Source organism: Shinella sp. H4-D48 (assembly GCF_022637395.1).
In the GTDB taxonomy this organism is placed as follows: Bacteria; Pseudomonadota; Alphaproteobacteria; order Rhizobiales; family Rhizobiaceae; genus Shinella; species Shinella sedimenti.
Genome location: NZ_CP093337.1, coordinates 1,339,993 through 1,357,709 on the forward strand (window position 1 = coordinate 1,339,993; position 17,717 = coordinate 1,357,709).

The 17,717-nt window shown below is 60.8% G+C and carries 23 protein-coding genes and 1 tRNA gene; 8 read left to right on the plus strand and 16 right to left on the minus strand.

Features of this window, described 5'->3' with window-relative positions:
• The first annotated feature begins 145 nt into the window (after positions 1-145).
• Positions 146-610 (plus strand): Lrp/AsnC family transcriptional regulator, encoded by a 465-nt coding sequence (locus MNR02_RS06315; protein ID WP_241948485.1) that lies wholly within the window; start codon positions 146-148, stop codon positions 608-610.
• Positions 611-667: 57 nt separating this feature from the next.
• Here the strand turns inward: MNR02_RS06315 and MNR02_RS06320 are convergent, their stop codons facing one another.
• The gene (locus tag MNR02_RS06320; RefSeq protein ID WP_241598599.1) at positions 668-877 is read right to left on the minus strand and encodes a cold-shock protein; all 210 of its coding nucleotides are present in this window, start codon (positions 875-877) and stop codon (positions 668-670) included.
• Between the two features lie 261 nt (positions 878-1,138).
• Positions 1,139-1,519 carry a hypothetical protein gene (locus MNR02_RS06325; protein WP_241948486.1) on the minus strand — a complete coding sequence of 127 codons (381 nt, stop codon included), beginning with the start codon at positions 1,517-1,519 and terminating at the stop codon, positions 1,139-1,141.
• A 402-nt stretch (positions 1,520-1,921) separates the two neighbouring features.
• Between MNR02_RS06325 and MNR02_RS06330 the strand changes: the two genes are divergently transcribed.
• From MNR02_RS06330 to MNR02_RS06340, 3 genes are all read left to right on the plus strand, one after another.
• Positions 1,922-2,575, plus strand: a complete 654-nt coding sequence (locus MNR02_RS06330) for a TetR/AcrR family transcriptional regulator (RefSeq protein WP_241598603.1) — start codon at positions 1,922-1,924, stop codon at positions 2,573-2,575.
• Between the two features lie 57 nt (positions 2,576-2,632).
• Positions 2,633-3,652: a ketol-acid reductoisomerase gene (gene ilvC / locus MNR02_RS06335; protein WP_241598605.1), complete on the plus strand. Its 1,020-nt coding sequence runs from the start codon at positions 2,633-2,635 to the stop codon at positions 3,650-3,652.
• 480 nt (positions 3,653-4,132) lie between these two features.
• Complete coding sequence (locus tag MNR02_RS06340) at positions 4,133-5,356, plus strand: PLP-dependent aminotransferase family protein (protein ID WP_241948487.1); 1,224 nt, start codon at positions 4,133-4,135, stop codon at positions 5,354-5,356.
• 165 nt (positions 5,357-5,521) lie between these two features.
• On the opposite strand, the gene MNR02_RS06345 is transcribed toward MNR02_RS06340, so the two are convergent.
• Complete coding sequence (locus tag MNR02_RS06345; protein ID WP_241948488.1) at positions 5,522-7,165, minus strand: M20/M25/M40 family metallo-hydrolase; 1,644 nt, start codon at positions 7,163-7,165, stop codon at positions 5,522-5,524.
• Between the two features lie 138 nt (positions 7,166-7,303).
• Between MNR02_RS06345 and MNR02_RS06350 the strand changes: the two genes are divergently transcribed.
• The 4 genes from MNR02_RS06350 to MNR02_RS06365 all read left to right on the plus strand — a co-directional run bounded on the left by MNR02_RS06350 (position 7,304) and on the right by MNR02_RS06365 (position 10,131).
• Positions 7,304-7,720, plus strand: a complete 417-nt coding sequence (locus MNR02_RS06350) for an Lrp/AsnC family transcriptional regulator (protein ID WP_241948489.1) — start codon at positions 7,304-7,306, stop codon at positions 7,718-7,720.
• Positions 7,721-7,823: 103 nt separating this feature from the next.
• Positions 7,824-8,930 (plus strand): endonuclease/exonuclease/phosphatase family protein, encoded by a 1,107-nt coding sequence (locus MNR02_RS06355; protein ID WP_241948490.1) that lies wholly within the window; start codon positions 7,824-7,826, stop codon positions 8,928-8,930.
• A gap of 75 nt (positions 8,931-9,005) precedes the next feature.
• On the plus strand, positions 9,006-9,938 hold the full coding sequence (locus MNR02_RS06360; RefSeq protein WP_371746722.1) for a PhzF family phenazine biosynthesis protein: 933 nt from the start codon (positions 9,006-9,008) through the stop codon (positions 9,936-9,938).
• 117 nt (positions 9,939-10,055) lie between these two features.
• Positions 10,056-10,131: transfer RNA gene (locus MNR02_RS06365), tRNA-Lys, on the plus strand.
• A 77-nt stretch (positions 10,132-10,208) separates the two neighbouring features.
• On the opposite strand, the gene MNR02_RS06370 is transcribed toward MNR02_RS06365, so the two are convergent.
• The 13 genes from MNR02_RS06370 to MNR02_RS06430 all read right to left on the minus strand — a co-directional run bounded on the left by MNR02_RS06370 (position 10,209) and on the right by MNR02_RS06430 (position 17,715).
• Positions 10,209-11,270: a tyrosine-type recombinase/integrase gene (locus MNR02_RS06370; protein WP_241948492.1), complete on the minus strand. Its 1,062-nt coding sequence runs from the start codon at positions 11,268-11,270 to the stop codon at positions 10,209-10,211.
• Between the two features lie 231 nt (positions 11,271-11,501).
• Entirely contained in the window at positions 11,502-11,882 is a 381-nt protein-coding gene (locus tag MNR02_RS06375; RefSeq protein ID WP_241948493.1) for a hypothetical protein, read from the minus strand.
• Positions 11,875-12,693 carry a hypothetical protein gene (locus MNR02_RS06380; RefSeq protein WP_241948494.1) on the minus strand — a complete coding sequence of 273 codons (819 nt, stop codon included), beginning with the start codon at positions 12,691-12,693 and terminating at the stop codon, positions 11,875-11,877. The genes MNR02_RS06375 and MNR02_RS06380 overlap by 8 nt, the downstream gene beginning before the upstream one ends.
• Entirely contained in the window at positions 12,690-13,592 is a 903-nt protein-coding gene (locus MNR02_RS06385) for a Lar family restriction alleviation protein (RefSeq protein ID WP_241948495.1), read from the minus strand. The genes MNR02_RS06380 and MNR02_RS06385 overlap by 4 nt, the downstream gene beginning before the upstream one ends.
• On the minus strand, positions 13,582-14,022 hold the full coding sequence (locus MNR02_RS06390) for a hypothetical protein (RefSeq protein WP_241948496.1): 441 nt from the start codon (positions 14,020-14,022) through the stop codon (positions 13,582-13,584). The genes MNR02_RS06385 and MNR02_RS06390 overlap by 11 nt, the downstream gene beginning before the upstream one ends.
• A complete protein-coding gene (locus MNR02_RS06395; RefSeq protein WP_241948497.1) occupies positions 14,019-14,897 on the minus strand; it encodes a hypothetical protein in 879 nt (292 codons plus the stop codon). The genes MNR02_RS06390 and MNR02_RS06395 overlap by 4 nt, the downstream gene beginning before the upstream one ends.
• Positions 14,890-15,153, minus strand: coding sequence for a hypothetical protein (locus MNR02_RS06400; protein ID WP_241948498.1), 264 nt, complete (start codon positions 15,151-15,153; stop codon positions 14,890-14,892). Before MNR02_RS06400 ends, MNR02_RS06395 begins: the two co-directional genes overlap by 8 nt.
• Positions 15,150-15,392: a hypothetical protein gene (locus MNR02_RS06405; protein WP_241948499.1), complete on the minus strand. Its 243-nt coding sequence runs from the start codon at positions 15,390-15,392 to the stop codon at positions 15,150-15,152. Before MNR02_RS06405 ends, MNR02_RS06400 begins: the two co-directional genes overlap by 4 nt.
• Positions 15,389-15,811 (minus strand): hypothetical protein, encoded by a 423-nt coding sequence (locus tag MNR02_RS06410; RefSeq protein ID WP_241948500.1) that lies wholly within the window; start codon positions 15,809-15,811, stop codon positions 15,389-15,391. The genes MNR02_RS06405 and MNR02_RS06410 overlap by 4 nt, the downstream gene beginning before the upstream one ends.
• Positions 15,808-16,203 (minus strand): HNH endonuclease, encoded by a 396-nt coding sequence (locus MNR02_RS06415; RefSeq protein ID WP_241948501.1) that lies wholly within the window; start codon positions 16,201-16,203, stop codon positions 15,808-15,810. Before MNR02_RS06415 ends, MNR02_RS06410 begins: the two co-directional genes overlap by 4 nt.
• Positions 16,203-17,069: a DUF5131 family protein gene (locus MNR02_RS06420; RefSeq protein WP_241948502.1), complete on the minus strand. Its 867-nt coding sequence runs from the start codon at positions 17,067-17,069 to the stop codon at positions 16,203-16,205. The genes MNR02_RS06415 and MNR02_RS06420 overlap by 1 nt, the downstream gene beginning before the upstream one ends.
• Positions 17,069-17,260: a hypothetical protein gene (locus MNR02_RS06425; RefSeq protein WP_241948503.1), complete on the minus strand. Its 192-nt coding sequence runs from the start codon at positions 17,258-17,260 to the stop codon at positions 17,069-17,071. The genes MNR02_RS06420 and MNR02_RS06425 overlap by 1 nt, the downstream gene beginning before the upstream one ends.
• A complete protein-coding gene (locus MNR02_RS06430; RefSeq protein ID WP_241948504.1) occupies positions 17,257-17,715 on the minus strand; it encodes a hypothetical protein in 459 nt (152 codons plus the stop codon). Before MNR02_RS06430 ends, MNR02_RS06425 begins: the two co-directional genes overlap by 4 nt.
• Positions 17,716-17,717: the final 2 nt, after the last annotated feature.

Consider the following 17,717-nt stretch of genomic DNA (forward strand, 5'->3'; position numbering starts at 1 on the left):
GTTGCCTTCAGACTGGGGCCAGACGCGCGGCGATTGTTTGCAAAGTTGCAACGGTTATTCGGTCTTTTCGGCATCTTCCTCTTGCGTAGATCTAATATTACGCGAATAATTTGCGCGTAGACTGATTTTATCGAGGAATCCGCGCGTGCTTGACGATCGTGACCGGAAATTGCTGGCCTTGCTTCAGGAGGATGCGGGCGCGTCGGTGGCGGTGCTCGCCGAGAAGGTGAGCCTCTCACTGTCGGCCTGTGCCCGACGCATCCAGCGGCTGGAGGAGAGCGGCCATATTGCGGGGCGGATCGCGCTACTGGACCGCGAGAAGATGGGCGTGCCGACGACGGTCTTCGCACTCATCAAGACGGCGCATCATTCCGATGACTGGATCAAACTGTTTGCGCGGGCGATTGCCGATATACCTGAGGTGGTCGAGGCGCACCGGCTGACCGGGAATTACGATTATATCCTGAAGGTGGTGCTGCCGCGCGTCGAGCATTATGACGTCGTCTACAAGCGCATCGTGCGGCGGGTCGAGCTGTTCGACGTGTCGGCCTCTATATCCATGGAGGTGTTGAAGTCCGGGGCGAGGCTACCCGTCGAGCACGCGCAGTAGCCCAAAGAAAAAGGCCGGTCGAAACCGGCCTTTCCAATCTCTCAATTCAATCGCGGATCAGGCTGCTGCGAGCTGATCGGCCGACATCTTGCCGGACTTGCGGTCGCGGACCAGCTCGAAGCTGACCTTCTGACCTTCGTCCAGGCCAACGAGGCCAGCGCGCTGTACAGCGGAGATGTGGACGAAAACGTCCGGTTCACCGCTGTCCTGCTGAATGAAGCCGTAGCCCTTGGTCGTGTTGAACCACTTTACAGTGCCAGTTGCCATGACGAAACCTTTCCTAGCCGTCAAATCAATCTTCGGCCGCCGGGAGGCGGCCTTGGGTGGTCGAATTTGAAGGGGAAGTTCGTGAAGCTGCAGGCAGAGCCGGCAAAAGCAGAAGACAACGTTCAAATCTCGATGCGGGAGAAATAAGTGCTTCGCCGCAAGCGGTCAAGACGCGCCGTTGCGCATCTGGTCATTCGTTTTGCGCAGCGAATTTTGTTCCCGAAGAGAGCAGGCCCCGCTGATGACGGGGCCTGTCCGGAATCAGGCGGGGCGCCGCTTGTCGATGCGGTGCTGGTTCAGAAAAGCCGCGATGGCGGTTTCCCCATAGAGCCGGCGTTGCGCGACGCTGACGGCGGCGAGGCGGGCGGCGTCGCCGAACGTGACGATCTCCGTTTCGGATGCCGTCGGGTCGTGGGCGAAGGCCGTTGCGACGATGTCGACCAGCGTGCGCGGGAGGATATCAGTGCAATCACGCATGTTTTCGAAAACGATGCCGATCGGGAGGAGCTGATCCTCGTAGATCACGGTGGGTTCGGCACGTTCATCTTCCCAGGAATCGAAGGCTTCCAGGGCGTCACCGAACAGTTGTTGCAGGGTTATGGGAGCATGTCCTTCGTGCAGGTCTGGCAGGAAATTCATCATTCTCTGTCTCCTTGGCGTAAGGGCGTTTTGCTTCGTACTCCTGACTGAGTACCCGGGGCGAGGCGTGCCGACACATATGCGCATCGGGTGTGCTGCACCGCAGGCCTCACAAATCTTAACAAGCCGAAATCGATTGGGAAGCGAAAAATATTGTGCATCGCCGGTCATACGGAGGTGTCTGGCAGAGTTCTGTTTCTAAACAGCAGGATAGCGGGAAGAATATTTTTTGCGCCGTTGTGCGTTGCGGCGTGTTTTGTGTGTCGCAGCGCAGGAAATGTCGCGACTCTCTGCATGTCGCTGATAACTGATCACTTTCAACGCACAGAAGACGATTGACCGGAAACGCGCATATCGCTAGAACATGCGAACCGTACCGTACGGTACGCATAATTTCGACAGGTGATGAACGTGCAGGCGATAGAACAGGGCAGGGCAGGTGCAGCCGCCGCGGGACTGACGGAACGTCAGGGCGCGGTGCTGGAGCGTGCGCTCGGCCTGCTCGTCGAGGGCGGCGAGCGGGCGCTGACGACCGCCGGTGTCGCCCGCGCGGCGAACTGTTCCAAGGAAAGCCTCTACAAGTGGTTCGGCGATCGCGATGGGCTCATCGCCGCGATGATCACCTATCAGGCAGGCAAAGTGCGTACGGTGGAGGCGAGTGCCGGTGCGCTGACGGCCGAGACGCTGCGCGCGCACCTCGTGGCCTTCGCCGTCGATCTCATCGATGTCCTGTCGGGCGACGTGTCGCTGGCGCTGAACCGGCTTGCCATCGGCCAGGCGAGCCGCGAGGGCGCCGGGCTCGGCCGGCTGTTGCAGGAGCGTGGCCGGCGCCAGATCGGCAAGCGCGCCGCAGCGCTGCTTGAGGCCGGGCGCAAGGCGAAGCTGCTTGCATTCGACCGGGCGGACGAGGCATACGGCACGCTCTACGGTCTCATCGTCTCCGACATGCATCTGCGCATGTTGCTGGGCGAGGATGCCGCCGCACTCAGAAAAGAATTCTCGCCACGCGCGGAGAAGGCGGTTGATGCCTTCCTGACGCTTCACGGCGCGAAACGGTAAAGCCGGCAGGAAACCGCCGGTCCAGTTCAAACAGACAAGCAAGGGAAGGAACCATCGATGCGCGTCTATTACGATCGTGATGCCGATCTCAACCTCATCAAGGCGAAGAATGTCGCCATCGTAGGCTATGGCTCGCAGGGCCGTGCTCACGCCCTCAACCTGAAGGATTCCGGCGCCAAGAACGTCGTCATCGCGCTCAAGGCCGGCTCGCCGACCGTCAAGAAGGCCGAAGCCGACGGCTTCAAGGTCATGACCGTCGCCGAAGCCGCCAAGTGGGCCGACCTTCTGATGATGGCGACGCCGGACGAACTCCAGGCCGACATCTACAAGGCCGACATCGCCGGCAACATCCGCGACGGCGCCGCCATCGCCTTCGCCCACGGCCTCAACGTGCATTTCGGCCTCATCGAGCCGAAGGCTTCGCTCGACGTCGTCATGATCGCGCCGAAGGGCCCGGGCCACACGGTTCGCGGCGAATACCAGAAGGGCGGCGGCGTTCCCTGCCTCGTTGCCGTTCACCAGAACGCTTCCGGCAACGCGCTTGACCTCGCACTGTCCTACGCCTGCGGCGTCGGCGGCGGCCGTTCGGGCATCATCGAGACCAACTTCAAGGAAGAGTGCGAAACCGACCTCTTCGGCGAACAGGTCGTTCTGTGCGGCGGTCTCGTCGAGCTGATCCGCGCCGGCTTCGAAACGCTGGTCGAGGGCGGCTACGCGCCGGAAATGGCTTACTTCGAGTGCCTGCACGAAGTGAAGCTCATCGTCGACCTGATCTATGAAGGCGGCATCGCCAACATGAACTACTCGATCTCGAACACGGCCGAGTGGGGCGAATACGTCACGGGCCCGCGCATCATCACGGAAGAGACCAAGGCTGAGATGAAGCGCGTCCTCAAGGACATCCAGACCGGCAAGTTCACCTCGGACTGGATGCAGGAATGGAAGGCCGGCGGCGCCCGCTTCAAGGGCATCCGTCGCAACAACGACGCCCACCAGATCGAGGAAGTCGGCGCCAAGCTGCGCGGCATGATGCCCTGGATCGGCAAGAACAAGCTGGTCGACAAGACCGTCAACTAAAGGCTTGGCTCCGGCCAAGTAATCGCCCGGCACCCTGCGCCAGGCGATCGACCGGGCGGTTTTCCGCCCGGTCTTTTATTTAAGCGTTATCAAAATAATGCGGCGCAGCTATTCTCTATATTGCGACGCAGCAAGTAATATGCTTGCGAAAATCCTCCAGCGGGAACAAAATACACCAGTGTTTCGTTCGGCTATCAGGAGGATGGTGCGATGACCACGATTATCCAATACTTCGCCTGGTTCGATCTTTTTATCCTGGGGAGTATAGCGATGCTTGTCCTGCTCAGTCTTTACGGCGATCGAACGACCTGAACGCTGCGGCGCGGGTCGCGGTATTTCGGCGGTGCTAGCCGGCGATGACATTACGCATGGTTTCGGGCCGTGAACGTCTTTTTGGTGCTAAAAATTAGGTCAGTATTATTGACATAAAAACAGCGCCATGATGAGGTGCGTTCAAACAACAAGCCCGAGGAAACATCCATGTTCAAATGGGAACAGGCCTTCGCGACGCGCGCGTCGCGTATGAAGGCATCCGAAATCCGTGAATTGCTGAAGCTGCTGGAGCGTCCCGATATCATCTCCTTCGCCGGCGGCATTCCGGATCCGGCGCTGTTTCCCAAGGAGGCGTTTGCCGCCGCCTATGCGGATGTGCTGGCGGGTGAAAACGCTGCGGCCGGCCTGCAATATTCCGTCAGCGAAGGTTACAAGCCGCTGCGTGACTGGCTGGCCGGCGAGATGGGCAGGATCGGCATTCCGTGCACCGCCGACAATGTCTTCATCGTCTCTGGCTCGCAGCAGGGTCTCGATTATCTCGGCAAGCTTTTCCTGTCTCCGAAGGATACAGCCCTTGTCACATGGCCGACCTATCTGGGCGCGCTGCAAGCCTTCAACGCCTATGAGCCGACCTATGACCGGCTGAACCTTTCGGGTAACCGCACGCCGGAGGCTTATCGCGCGACGGCGGCGGAAGCCGGTGGCCGTGTCAAATTCGCCTATCTCTCCGCCGATTTCGCCAATCCGACCGGCGAGACCGTCGATCGCGCCGGTCGCGAAAAGCTGCTTTCGCTGGCTGAGGAACTGGACATCCCCGTCATCGAGGACGCCGCTTACCAGTCGCTGCGGTATGACGGTGAGGCCGTTCCGCCGATCCTGGCGTTGGAAATCGCCGAAAAGGGCGATATCGACGCCACGCGCACCATCTATTGCGGCAGCTTCTCCAAGACGCTCGCGCCTGGCCTGCGTGTCGGTTACATCGTCGCGGCCGCGCCTGTTATCCGCAAGCTGGTGCTGATGAAGCAGGCGGCCGACCTGCATTCCTCGACCATCAACCAGATGGCCATCGCCCATGTTGCAGAGCGCGGCTTCGACGCGCAGGTCGCAAAGATCAGAGCCGCCTACGGTGCGCGCCGTGACGCCATGCTGGCGGCGCTCCAGAAGTATATGCCGGAAGGCGTGAGCTGGACCAAGCCGGAGGGCGGCATGTTCATCTGGGTCACGCTGCCGGCCGGCATGGACGGCGCGACGCTGCTCGCACGCTCCATCGAGACCGAGAAGGTCGCCTTCGTGCCCGGTCAGGCGTTCCACGCCGATGGCAGCGGCGCCAACACCCTGCGGCTCAGCTTCTCCTGTGCCGATGCCGCAACGATCGAAGAGGGTATCTCCCGCCTCGGCCGCCTGCTGAGCGCGGAGCGGCTGGCAGCTTGATTGATCGGGCAGTTGCTTGCCTCTCACCCTAACCTCTCCCGGTGAGCGGGAGAGGGCACAAGGCCCTGCGAATAGCTGTTATTTAAGGTATGCGGTGCGGCTTATCCCTTCGCCGCGCTTGCAGGGAAAGGTGGCCGGCAGGCCGGATGAGGGGCGGATTTCCTGCTACTCGGCCATGCATGCCAGCGCCGCTTCGAATACCAGATCCGGAAGCACCCCGAACGTATAGTGCGCGTGCACGCGCTCCCATTTCTGATGGTAGTCGCGTCCCCATGGTCCGATATTGACGGTCGGAAAGGACAGCAAACCCTCAGGCGCCACGTCGGTGAAGGCCGCTGACGGGGTGTTGGCGGCAAGGATGCCGGTCTCGCCGGTGTCCGGCCGATGGCCGAAGAAACTCATGTCAGAAATGCCGGCGAAGATCTGCTTGAACTTGATCGACATGCCGTGCTGCTTTGCGGTGTCTGCCATCACGGACTGCAGGCGGCTCTGCATGGTGTGGCCGATGTCTCCCGTCTGATCCAGGTGTACCAGCGGATAATGCAGGCTGCCAAAGCCGATGATGACCGCCGGGCCCTCGATGCCCGCTTCCGCCGCCGCGGCTGCGACGATCTCTCGGCTTACCTTGAGGGGATCGTTGCCGCCTGAAAGCGAGCGGTCAAGGGCTTCCAGTCGTGCCAGTGCATCGCCGCCCTGCGCTTTCAGCCGCGCTATAAGCTCCGCATAGGTCAGCACCACGCCGTGCGTCTTCGCGACCGGGTCGCTACGGAAACGCGCGTGATGCGCGTCCTGCGTTTCAAGCGCCGTGTGGAGCGCCCCGGCTACGATCGCACGGAAATCGTCCAGTATTTCGGCGGCGCGGCGGCGGTGGGTCAGCCAGTTGAAGGAGAGCCAGACACGATCCGGTGTCGTGACGTCGTAGCCGTCCCTCACGTCGCGCGCCTCAAGGCAGACCGGTGGCGGCGCGCGTTCGCCGAAGGCGTCGTCGCTGAGCTCCGGCACGGTGTCCATGGCGCGTACGATCTCGGCGCCGATACGGGAGGCGCTTGTGCCGTCGAAGGGATAGCCGGCATGGGTCGGCCGGCCGATGACGAAGGCGAAGGGCGCAAACTTGCCGACAGAGCCCAGATAGACCGCGCGGCCTTCTTCCCCATCAAGCTCGCAACTGGACGCATCGAGGTTGATGCCGGCGACGATATCGAGGTCGAAGCGACGCGCGATGGCTGGCAGGGCATTGCGCAGGCTGCGCATGCCGCGCGAGCGGTTTTCTTCATCAGGCGTTGCGACGAACAGGATGTTGCCCTGAGGCGCTTCCATCGCCACGAAGCGCTCGAGCGCGGCGATCCCGGCGGCAAGACCGCTCTTCATGTCGAGAAGCCCGCGCCCGGCGATGAAGTCGCCGCTTTCGAAATCTGCAAGTGCTTTTTCTTCGGCGCGGTTGCGTCGACGCCCGCGCAACTCGGCCATGAGCGCTTGTGTAAGGGGGGCCGGATCACAGGCAAGCGCTGCCAGCGCTCTGTAGTTCGCGATGGAGACCGTATCGAAATGCCCGGCCAGCACGACGGTTCGTCGGCCGCTGCCACGCGCCAGCGCCACGACGGTGCTTGTCATCGGTTCGCCGTGGCTGTCGACGGTGAAAAGCTGATCCGGGTAACGCCTGAAATAGGGTGTGTCGGCCAGATGCGCGCGCAGGCGCTCGCAAAAGGCTGCCTCGTCGGGCGAGCCCGTCACACTCGGCCAGCGCGTCATCTGCACCGAAAGATCCCTCGCGCGCCGGGCAGCAGTCTGAACAGCGGTATCGGTCGTCATCGGAGTGCCTGTCGCCAACGGTTGCATTCGTCAGAACGCTAGCCGAGGATCGCGACAGGCAAAACGCCAAATCCTTGTATGAATTGTCCGAATTTCTGCCATTCTGGCATCAAGGATTGTCATTTCGTCAGAGTGCACATGGATAGTATCGATCAGAAGCTTCTCGCCCTCCTGCGCAAGGATGGCCGCGCATCGCTGTCGGCGTTGGCCGCGTCGCTCGATGTCTCCCGTGGCACGGTACAGAACCGCATCGACCGGCTGACGCGTGCCGGCGTCATCTCCGGCTTCACGGTACGGGTATCGGAGGCGGACGATCCGCACGCGGTGCGCGCCGTCATGATGATCGAGATCACCGGGCAGAAGACGCTTGCCGTCGTCAAGGCTCTGCGTGGTATCCCGGAAGTGCATGCCCTGCACACCACCAACGGCGCGTGGGACCTCGTCGCGGATCTTCGTGCGGAAAACCTCGTCGCCTTCGAGCGCGTGCTGCGCGGCATCCGGGCCATGGACGGGGTTTCGAAATCGGAGACCAGCCTGCTTCTGACGACGCTCTAGCCGTCCGCCCCCGGGGCGCGTGCCGATTCTGCGAGGGAGCGAAAAGACACTTTCCCTTGCCGTTCAGGCGGTTACACTCCACCGGCATTGCCGAAAGGACCCCATGTCGCTCCGCCTCGCCACCTTCAATATCGAGAATCTCCTCACACGCTTCGATTATACCGGCTTCCGCAATCAGGTCCGGCAGGATCGCGTCCTGCGGCTGTTCGACATCCGCAACGAGGCCGAATACCAGCGGCTGGAGGAGGCGCGCACCATCGCGCTCACCGACGATGCGCGCCAGCATTCGGCACTGGCCATCGCGGATGCCGATGCCGACATCCTCTGCCTGCAGGAAATTGACAACATGGCCGCGCTGCAGGCCTTCGAATACGGCTATCTGTTCCGCATGGTGGGCAACGGCTACCGGCAGAAATACCTTATCGAAGGCAATGACAGCCGCGGGATCGACGTCTGTGTCCTGATGCGCGAGGAAACGCGTGACGGGCAGCGTATCGAATGCTTGGACGTCCGCAGCCATGCCGGCGTCACCTACCGCGATTTCGATCTGCACACGGCCGATCCCGCCGCAGGCTTCAATCCCGACGACAGGGTCTTCAAGCGCGACTGCCTGGAACTGCACCTGCGTATCGGCGGGCGTCCGCTGACGCTTTACGTCGTGCATTTCAAGTCGATGGGGCCGGGGCGTGACGGCATGGATGGCCGGCAATCGACCATGCCGGTCAGGATCGCCGAGGCGCGGGCCGTGCGCCGCATCATCGAGGACCGCTTCGGCGTCGGCAAAACCGCTGACAAGGCCTTCGCCATCTGCGGCGACATGAACGATTATCAGGACAAGCTCGCCATCGAGGGCGACCGGCGCAGCGGCTACCGCTTCATCCCGCAAAAGGAACCGCTCAGTGCACTCGACACGTTCACCGTGGATGGTTTCGCTGTAAATCCCATGTTGCGACGCCCTGTCGATGATCGCTGGACGCTCTATCACAGCCGGGGACCGGAAGAACGCCATCTCTGCCAGCTCGATTATATCTGGCTTTCGCCGTCGCTTGCCGAGCGCAACGCCCATCGCGTGCCGGAGATCATCCGGGCCGGCCAGCCGTTCCGCACGCTGTTTCCGCCGGGGCAGGAGGTGGAGCGTTATCCGCGTGTTGGCTGGGACCGTCCCAAGGCATCCGATCATTGCCCTGTCGTCATGACGCTCGATGTCTGACGGGCGGCGGCATCATTTCCGCTTGCCCGCAATCGGAAGCTCGGGCAGGTTTGGGCCTATGTCTTCAGGCAAAAAATGAACAGGGAGAACGCCTTGTCCCGTCGCTACGCCCTTTACGACGTCTTTACCGATACACGCCTTGCCGGCAATCCGCTTGCGGTTGTCTTCGACGCCGACGATCTGGACGACGGCACGATGCAGCGCATCGCCGGCGAGTTCAATCTTTCCGAAACGGTGTTCGTGAAGACGGCGGAAAACCCGGCGCATACGGCGCGGCTGCGCATCTTCACGCCGGGCCGCGAACTGCCGTTCGCCGGCCATCCGACGGTCGGCGCGGCCGTCGCCATCGCCGAATCGGTCGGGACGACCGCTGAACAGCTTGATCAGGTCTGCGTGCTGGAGGAGAATGTCGGGCCGGTGCGCTGTGCGGTACGGCTCGGCGGCGGCAAGGCGGCCTTCGCCGAATTCGACCTGCCGCGCAAATCCGCGCAGATCGAGGCTGCTCTCGACAGGCAGGCGCTTGCCGATGCATTCAGCCTCAAGCCCGGGCAAATCGGTTTCGAAAACCATGTACCTTCGCTCTGGAGCGCCGGCGTCGCCTTCGTCATGATCCCCGTGCACGATCTGGCTGCGGCCGGGGCCGTGGAGTTCGATCCTGCACTGTGGGAGCGTTGCGTTCCCTTCGCGGAAGGACGGCTCGCTGCGGCCTATCTCTATTGCCGCGGTGGCGTGAACCACAATGCGAAATTCCACACGCGCATGTTCGCGCCCGATATGGGGATTGCGGAGGATCCGGCGACGGGCGCCGCTGTGGCGGCGATGTCCGGTGCGATCCATTTCTTCGACGGGCTGATGGACGGCCATCATCCCTACCTGATCGAACAGGGTGTCGAAATGGGTCGCCCCTCTCATATCCATCTGCATCTCGACGTGGCGGGTGGCGCAATCGCCGGCGCACGCATTGGCGGAGAGGCCATTCGTATCGCGTCGGGAGCGCTGGATTTGTGACGTTCGTTTTGCGCTGCGGAAGAAATTTGCGCCCGGACGCAGATTTTTTCCGATGCGGTATAGACAAGGTCGGAGAACGTCTTTATACGCCCCGTCAGACCGCTGGAGCGGTTAAGTGGGTGATTAGCTCAGTTGGTAGAGCAGCTGACTCTTAATCAGCGGGTCCACGGTTCGAGCCCGTGATCACCCACCAAATATACCGCTGATTACACTCCGTTTTCCAGAAAACGCCATATCTACCAAACGGAACGGTTTGAAGTAGTTTGATGTTCAGTTTGACGGTTTCGTTCGTCTGCTGTTCCGTTCCATCTTGATAATCACCGCATCCCGCACCTGCTCATCGTCAGCCATATAATGGGTCTCAAGCACGGATCTAACTTCCTTCGTGCTATGCCCTGTCGCCATGGCAATGTCGTCAATCGACGCCCCGGCGCGCCTTGCGCTGGTGATGAAGGTCCCGCGCAGATCGTGGAACGTCTTTCCCTTGACCGAAGTCTTCGCGACGACCTTTCCCCATGACGTTCGGAATCCGTCTGAGGTCCACCGCTCGCCTCTGGAGTTGGTGAGGATCGGAAGATCGCTGATATCCATCCCCGAATTTTCGCTTGCAACGACGGCGCGGCGGGCGTCCAGCACATCCTTTAGCTCTGAGGAGACCTTCACTGTCACGCGCCGGCCGCCTTTGCTCTGCTTGAGGCGGATATGCGTGCCGTCATAGTTCGCCCAGGATAGGGCAAGGAGGTCTCCTTGGCGCTGCCCTGTCCACTGCGCCAGCAAAAGCGCGTCTGCGATCTGCTGCGGCGCTGAGGCCGAAAGGGCGGCTATCTCTTCATCGGTCCAGATGATGTCCTTCCGCGTGCCTGCCTTCGCCATGCGGCCGCCACCAAGGCAGGGGTTGCGCTTTAGCATCTCTTTCTCTGTCGCATACGAGAAGAGCAGCTTTAGGACTGTCCACGCGAGATCGGCCGTCCGCGGCCGGTCGACCATCGTATCCCGCCAGTTCTCGAACTCCTGCCGGCTTCCCAGTTCCTCCACCGCCGCGAACGGCATCGAGCCGAATTTCTTCTCGATCTTGTTGAGGAAGGGTCTGTACGAGCGCTGGGTGGCCGCGCTGAGGGTAGGGAGCTGCTTGAGGCTGTAGATTTCTACCAGCGCGCCTACGGTCTCATGGGACCGGGGCTTTCGCTCGTTCACCAGACGATAGTATTCCTGAGCGAATTCGTCGGTGCCCGGCTGCGCCTTGATGCGCGGTCCGTTCTTCCAGGCATAGTAGTAACGCTCGACCTTACCGTTCGCCAACGTCTTCTTTGAAGAGTGGACGCCCTTAAGCACTACGCGCACTCTGCTCCGCCTTCCATTTTTCCAAAGGTGAAAGGGCAGATTTCGGGGTCAGGCCTGACAATTTGTCAAGGGCGCTATCCAGTGCATGCCTATCCCATCGGTGTGTTCCAGCAATGGGATGGGGCAGGCGCCCCGATGAAACCCACTGCGAAAACTGTGCCATGGAGAGGCTGCAGTATTCTGCCGCATCGGCGCGGGTCATAAGTCGCTTCTCAATGCCGCTCATTCTCCCCGCTCCTTATCCAGTGCGTTGCGGGAGGGCGCCGGAACGATTTCAGCCGTTATCCTCAGCACGGTTCCTTCGGGGAAATCCTCAGCAAAGGCTTTGAACCCCGGGCCATGCTTGAAGCCGCTGGAAGCCCGCTCCTTGCCCCAGAATGAGTGGCCGTCGTCCACGATCACCCGAAGCTCGTTCACAATCTGCGTGTTGGTTGAAGACAGCACCTCGTCCGGCTGGCTGTGGCGGACACAACGCCATTTGCCGTTTCCATAGCGTAACGAGAGGTCGAGATAGTGTTTTCGGGTGTCTGCCTCATAGCGAGCGAACTCGTTGCAGCCCTCATGTCCGCACTTCGCCCGAAACATACCGTATGATCTAGCCATCGCTCTCTCCTCTCTGGCGGATAGCGGAGGTTCCAGATGATTTGCTGGTGACGGCGGGCTTTTCTTCGCAGAAGATGCCGCAGTCGATGTTCATGGACTTGAGAGGCCTGCCCACCGCGTCTGCTGGCAGATCGTCAAGGAAGATGCGTTTTCCCTGATGCCGGCAGAGACGAACCCCGAGGCGGCGCGATTGCTCGGCGCGTTCATCGAAGATTTCCGGGCGTGTCCTGCGCACAAGGTTCCAGTACGTCGGGCTTGTCGCCTTCACACACCCGATGCAATTTGCGTTCGGGTAGCCTTCAGAATAGAGGCGCGGCGGCGTGATGCCAGCGGCCTGAAGCCGCTCAATGCAGTCTTGTTTCGAGATATCGGCATCGATCAGAACCGGCAGAACGTTGGAGCGCTCGGTCAACACAAAGCGCTCATGTCTCTTTCGCTCGTCGGCGGTGAAGCCGAAGACATGCCAAGCAACCTTGTGGTGCCTCTCGTAGTCCTGCCGTGCCTCCTTCTTCAGGTGAACGGTGCATGGCGCGCCATGCGGGAACACCATGCCGCCGCGCCGATCCCATACGGACACGGCCGATGCTTCGGGATAGTTCGGGTTGCTCCAGTAGTTCAGCGGCTGGCGCAACCACATAGAGACGTCCCGCGCGAACCGAAGATTATCATGGTCCTCTTCTGCGACGGGGTTGTTGACGCCTCGCACGTCGCAATGGTCGCCGTACAAGCGCAGCGTTTCCTGCCACGCGATGGCGCTTGCCGCGCCGTTGGAAAACCAAACGACGATCAGGTCTCCTGGTGCTGGCCTCATTCCGCACCACCCTTCGCTGATGTGGCGGAAGCGCTGCGCGTGGCGGCGAGGGCTTCGAACCTGCCGTCCTCGAACTCTTCGCGGGGGCGAACCCATAGAGAGCCGTCATCGATGGAGCGGTAGATGGCTACCTCGCGCATGTCTACGATGCCCTTGTCTGTCGGCGTCAGGTAAACATCATCCCAGCCATGCTCATGCCACGCCTCCGCCTGCATCTTTCCGAAGCCGAGAAGCACATATTCGCTACCGCGTTTCTTGTGGCGATGCGTAGCGACCACCTCCGCGCTGTCCTCCCCCTCTCTAAGGGGTGGATGGGCGAACAGATCGCGGGTGACGATCTGATATTTCTCCGGGTTCCGCTTGGCGAGCGCTTCCCATCCGGCTCGGTCACCGTATCCGTCAGGATACCAGCTTGTGTGCTGCTGGCCGTTCTCGTAGGCGCACCACTGTTTCGCCACCGGCTCTACCGCCGGCACATCGACAAGGGCGCTTCGGATGCGCTGCTCGTAATCGGCTTGGGCGGCGGCTTTGGCATCCTCTTCGACGGCTTCCGCACCATCGAAAATAACGTCGCTCTGCCCAAGCGTAACCACCCAGCCGGGCGAATACGCCTTGATGCAAGCCTCGTACTTGAGGCCTAGCCCTCGGCCAACGTGGATGGTGAAGCCGCTTTTTTTCTCCGTTGCCCAGTTCAGCGGGAGCGCCTTCACCTCTCCCGCCTGCTTATCTGAAAGGGCTGCGCGACGGTCCCAGATGGCCGCAGCTTCACTTGGGTCAACTCTGCCGGGAGTCTCCGCATCGCAATCGTTGTTCGTGCAGGTGCCCCAGTAACCGCGTTCATTTTTAAACAAGGTCGCTTTTGACCCACAGAAAGGGCAGGGCTTAAGTTCACTCTGCATTTTCAGATCCTCCGAGGAGTGCGCGGGCGCGGCATTCGGCAGAGGCTACCGCTGCAAAAGCGCCAATGACGGTGGTTCCCTGGATTACGCCGGGCGATACGAGCATCTTCAGCGCTGAGTGGCAGTCCTTCATGACGGCCCGCAGTTCCGCGACTTCCCGCTCCGCAGCTTCGGCGCGGCCACAGATGGCGTTGAAACGCGGAGTCCCGTTGTCTCGGATCATCCCGCGCAGTTTGGCAATCTCAGCGTCCTTCTCCGCATTCTCCCGCTGCAACGCCTCTGCCTGGCGGGCGAGGGCTTCATAGTCGGAGTGCAGGACGTAATAGCCGTGATCGTCTTTCACTATGCCGTTGGAGTAGCCGAGGCCGTTCGGATTGCTATCATTGGAGAAGCGCTGGGGGGCCTCTATGGCTGATACGGGGGAGGTCATGGGCGGGCCTCCGCATCGATCGCGGCCAATTCAGCGGCCAACTTCGCCTTGCGCTTCTCGACAAGCTCGGCGTCGTTCGCGGCCTTCATCGCCTGAATGTCTTCCGGGATGCTGAGAGCCGGGTGCGTCTTCACCCACTCCAGAAGCGTGCCGTAGTGCAGATTGGTGGTGGTGTAGATATCGACGGTGAAATCCGGCTTCTGGCGGAAGTGGGCGCAGGTGGCCTCAAATTCCGACTGGATGACAGAGGCGCGCTGTTCCTCAGTGTCGAAGAACTGAAACCACGTGCTATAAGTGTCAGACAGATAACGTTCAGCCCGCCACTCTTTCCCTTTTTCGAAGTCGCCACCTTCGACGCGGAGACCCCCAATGTCCTTCATTTTCGGGATACGGGGTATACTTCTGGCTCCGTGGTAGTGGTTTTTCTCGACCGACAGCGGGTAAAGGACCTTGCCGTCGAGCAACTTGCCTAGGTCGATCATCCCCTTGTGGGTCTTCATCCACTCGTCCATCTGACGCTTGGCGGACGCAAGATCCCATTCGGCCTTCTGCTTTTCTCTCCGAAGGTTATCCAACACCTTCGCGGCTTCAGCTTTGATCTGGGCAAGCTCTGCCTTCTTCGCCTCTATGTCAGCGTCGAGCGCAACATGCGGGGGTGCGTCGAAAAGCTCATCGCGATCCTTCGCAACAAGATAGCCTGCAGGCTCCGTCGTTTCCTCCTCGTGGAAGTCGTCGCCGTGGTAGTTTGTCGACTGCATCACAACCGTAACCATAGGGCGAACATAAGCCGTCCCTTCGATTTCGTGATCCAGGCTGAATGCGGCTCCGGTCCTGTCGTACAACAAGCCGCTCGTATGCTTCACGTTCTCACCCATTGGAGGAGCCTTTCTGATCAAGAGCGCGGAGGAGGGAGAGCGATTTCGCCCTGCGTTCCGGGGTGAGGGTGTGATCACCCGCCCAATGAGTGCTCTCTTTGCCGCTACGCGTGGCGTAGATGAGCTTGGTGCCGGAAGCGTTCGGCCGGACCGATACGCCGGGGCGTGACAGGGCAATCTCGATAGCCACGTCAAGTTCGTTACTGCCCGAAGTCGCCTTCTCCAGTCGTGCAATGAGTGAGGACAGGTTGCTCATGCTTCACCTGTCTTGCGGGCGAGAAGCATCGCGTCGGCAACCTCGTAGGCCTTGCGGGCGAAATAGTCGGTGATGTGCTCGTGCGGCAGGCGATGGTCAGCGCCGCAGCGTTCAATGATTGCGGGGATGGCCTGACCGGCGAACCAGTCGCGGAGGCTCATGCCGTTTTCCGCAAATTGGAAATCAGGCTGTACCGCGAGCGGGAACGCCGGCCCGCCGTCTTCTATCTTCTTGGTCATGCGGAATCCCCCTCAAAATCAGAGAGATCCGGCACGAAGTTCTCAATCTTGCCGTCGCCATCGATTTTCATGATGACGTAATCGCCGTAGCCGTTGCCTTCCGGGCACATGATGCTCGGGACATAGCCGTCGATCTGTTTTACCTCTTTGCGGTCGGCATCGAGGAGGCTGTAAACGCCATCATCGCAGACCTTGTAATGAACGTCGGCCGTCGTACCCTTCGGCCAGTCGATGATGATTCCGGCCTCGATATCGATCAGGATTGTCCAAGAATCCTTCGATGCGAAGGGCATCGCCGGGTTATCGTCGTCATCGACAACACCGTTGACCGTGCCGTCTTCCCAATAGCGTACGCCGCAGTCGGCTTGGAGGTACTTCACGTCATGTTCGGCAGTCTCGGTGATTGTGATCTTCGTCATCTCGATTCCTCGCGGTAAAAGGTGCAGGGCCGGTAGACGACCGGCTTCTTCGGCTTGTCGGATTTGGGGAAGGGGGCGGACTTGAGCTTGCCGGTCGGGCGTATGACGCCGCTGTTCCGGTCGCGCTGGCGGTCGGACTTGCGGATCTGGCGAACATCGTTGCGCGTCTTAAACTTGTGGCACTGCACGCAGATCGCCATGCAGTTTTCCAGGCTGTTATCGCCGCCGAGCTGGTCGGGAACGTTGTGGTCGAACTGGACGCCGAGCGACAGGTGGCAATTACACCGTTGGCCCGGCTCGAAGCCATACCGTGTACCTTCCGCCTCGCAGCGGTAGCCGGATCGTTCCAACGCAGCGCGCTTCGTGGCGCGGGAGAATTCGTGGCGCGACATCAGACAGCCCCCACGAACGGGAAAGCATCGTGGGTAACGCCGTCAAGCATCCGGCCCGACCGAGCCTTCCTCACCTTGCTGAAAATCTCGCCGCCGAACTGCTGGAAGAATTCAGGCTGCTTGCCGTAGGAAAGATAGTTCTCGGTGCCATCGGCCATAACCTGACCCCAAGCCAGCCATTCGCCGTTCTGCTTGTGGTGGTAAGCGGCGCCCGCGTCCGCAGCCTGATCGCGCAGACTGCGGAACCAATCCGGGTGCGTCGGACGAGATTTATGGCCGCCTTGGTCCGTCTCACCTCCGGTGATTACCCAATCCGGCATAAGGCCCTTTGGAACAATAATGCCACTGATCAGCGGCTCGAATGACCCGAATGTGAAGAGCGGACGCAGTTCGATCTTTGCGACCTGCAAGGCCGGCAGGTTCTTGTCAGCACGGGGCTGGTCTTCGCACGTTGCTCCGAGAGCTGCGTTCGCCGGCAGTCCACCCGCTGCATCCGCCATCTTGACGATGTTCTGTGGCCGCTTGGTCAGGAGCAGATAAACGAGGTTCGGCGTCTGCCGCATGACATCGAAGGCGCCGGCGCGCCACTGCGGATCGACCTGATTGTCGAAGATATCGGCAAGGCTTGCGCAGAACACGAAAGGCCGATCGCCGTCCTTCTCAGCCTGGCGCTGCCAGCGGAACGGGTCGTTCCACGTGTGCTTTCCAGTACGGATGCGCGGATGGTTGCCCCACTGCACCTTCCCATACCGCTTATCCATGAGAGCTTCGGCATAGCAGCCGTCGCAGGCCGGGGAGACCTTCGTGCAACCCATCCAAGGATTCCAAGTGTGGCGCGTCCATGAGATCGCCGAGTTCTCAGCCATCAGATTAACCCTTCCGTGATGCCGTCGAGCATGGCCGACTGAGCCGGCGAGCGGTCGGGCTTGTGTCCGATCTCCTTGCGAAGCTGGTTGACCTTTATGTCAATGCGCAGCTTCGCCATGAGCGAGGACACCCGCATGTTGGGGTGCTTCTCGACCAGGGCGGCTAGCATGCGGCGCTGTTCTGGGCTCATGCTGCCCTCCCGTACTTCCGGTCTTCCGGGTTCGTGAGAATGAGCCCCTGCTCGGAAAAATGACGATGGATGGCATTGAGGTAGTCGGTCTTCTGCCGCGTCGTCATGATCCGAGTGACGCCGAAATCGAACGGGACCATCATGAGCTTGAGCTTGTGCTCGTACGGAAGCGGCATGATCACGGCGTCATATTCGGCCTTGAACACGTCGTTCTCGTTCCGAAGGATCGGCACGCCGAAATGAAGCTTGCAGTAGCCGCGAACCTCTTCCGAGGTCTGGTCGACAAGCTGCGCCGATATCTCTAGGACCCATTTCCGCTGGAGGCTGTTCTGGTCGTTGGTGCGGTGCTTGCCGTCCGTGATGCTGGCCGTGAACGGAAGCTTCCTGTTTGCGATGAACTTGTAGAACTGCTCAAGGGCCTGTTCCGTGTCCACGATGCGGTTGTTGGTCGCCATGG

Coding starts and splice junctions, on each gene's coding strand:
- MNR02_RS06405 (WP_241948499.1), bottom strand. CDS start 15,392: ATGACCAAGAAGATAGAAGACGGCGGGCCGGCGTTCCCGCTCGCGGTA.
- MNR02_RS06410 (WP_241948500.1), bottom strand. CDS start 15,811: ATGACGAAGATCACAATCACCGAGACTGCCGAACATGACGTGAAGTAC.
- MNR02_RS06325 (WP_241948486.1), bottom strand. CDS start 1,519: ATGATGAATTTCCTGCCAGACCTGCACGAAGGACATGCTCCCATAACC.
- MNR02_RS06425 (WP_241948503.1), bottom strand. CDS start 17,260: ATGAGCCCAGAACAGCGCCGCATGCTAGCCGCCCTGGTCGAGAAGCAC.
- MNR02_RS06400 (WP_241948498.1), bottom strand. CDS start 15,153: ATGAGCAACCTGTCCTCACTCATTGCACGACTGGAGAAGGCGACTTCG.
- MNR02_RS06355 (WP_241948490.1), top strand. CDS start 7,824: ATGTCGCTCCGCCTCGCCACCTTCAATATCGAGAATCTCCTCACACGC.
- MNR02_RS06420 (WP_241948502.1), bottom strand. CDS start 17,069: ATGGCTGAGAACTCGGCGATCTCATGGACGCGCCACACTTGGAATCCT.
- ilvC (WP_241598605.1), top strand. CDS start 2,633: ATGCGCGTCTATTACGATCGTGATGCCGATCTCAACCTCATCAAGGCG.
- MNR02_RS06330 (WP_241598603.1), top strand. CDS start 1,922: ATGAACGTGCAGGCGATAGAACAGGGCAGGGCAGGTGCAGCCGCCGCG.
- MNR02_RS06375 (WP_241948493.1), bottom strand. CDS start 11,882: ATGGCTAGATCATACGGTATGTTTCGGGCGAAGTGCGGACATGAGGGC.
- MNR02_RS06340 (WP_241948487.1), top strand. CDS start 4,133: ATGTTCAAATGGGAACAGGCCTTCGCGACGCGCGCGTCGCGTATGAAG.
- MNR02_RS06390 (WP_241948496.1), bottom strand. CDS start 14,022: ATGACCTCCCCCGTATCAGCCATAGAGGCCCCCCAGCGCTTCTCCAAT.
- MNR02_RS06380 (WP_241948494.1), bottom strand. CDS start 12,693: ATGAGGCCAGCACCAGGAGACCTGATCGTCGTTTGGTTTTCCAACGGC.
- MNR02_RS06430 (WP_241948504.1), bottom strand. CDS start 17,715: ATGGCGACCAACAACCGCATCGTGGACACGGAACAGGCCCTTGAGCAG.
- MNR02_RS06415 (WP_241948501.1), bottom strand. CDS start 16,203: ATGTCGCGCCACGAATTCTCCCGCGCCACGAAGCGCGCTGCGTTGGAA.
- MNR02_RS06345 (WP_241948488.1), bottom strand. CDS start 7,165: ATGACGACCGATACCGCTGTTCAGACTGCTGCCCGGCGCGCGAGGGAT.
- MNR02_RS06360 (WP_371746722.1), top strand. CDS start 9,006: ATGAACAGGGAGAACGCCTTGTCCCGTCGCTACGCCCTTTACGACGTC.
- MNR02_RS06395 (WP_241948497.1), bottom strand. CDS start 14,897: ATGGGTGAGAACGTGAAGCATACGAGCGGCTTGTTGTACGACAGGACC.
- MNR02_RS06385 (WP_241948495.1), bottom strand. CDS start 13,592: ATGCAGAGTGAACTTAAGCCCTGCCCTTTCTGTGGGTCAAAAGCGACC.
- MNR02_RS06320 (WP_241598599.1), bottom strand. CDS start 877: ATGGCAACTGGCACTGTAAAGTGGTTCAACACGACCAAGGGCTACGGC.
- MNR02_RS06350 (WP_241948489.1), top strand. CDS start 7,304: ATGGATAGTATCGATCAGAAGCTTCTCGCCCTCCTGCGCAAGGATGGC.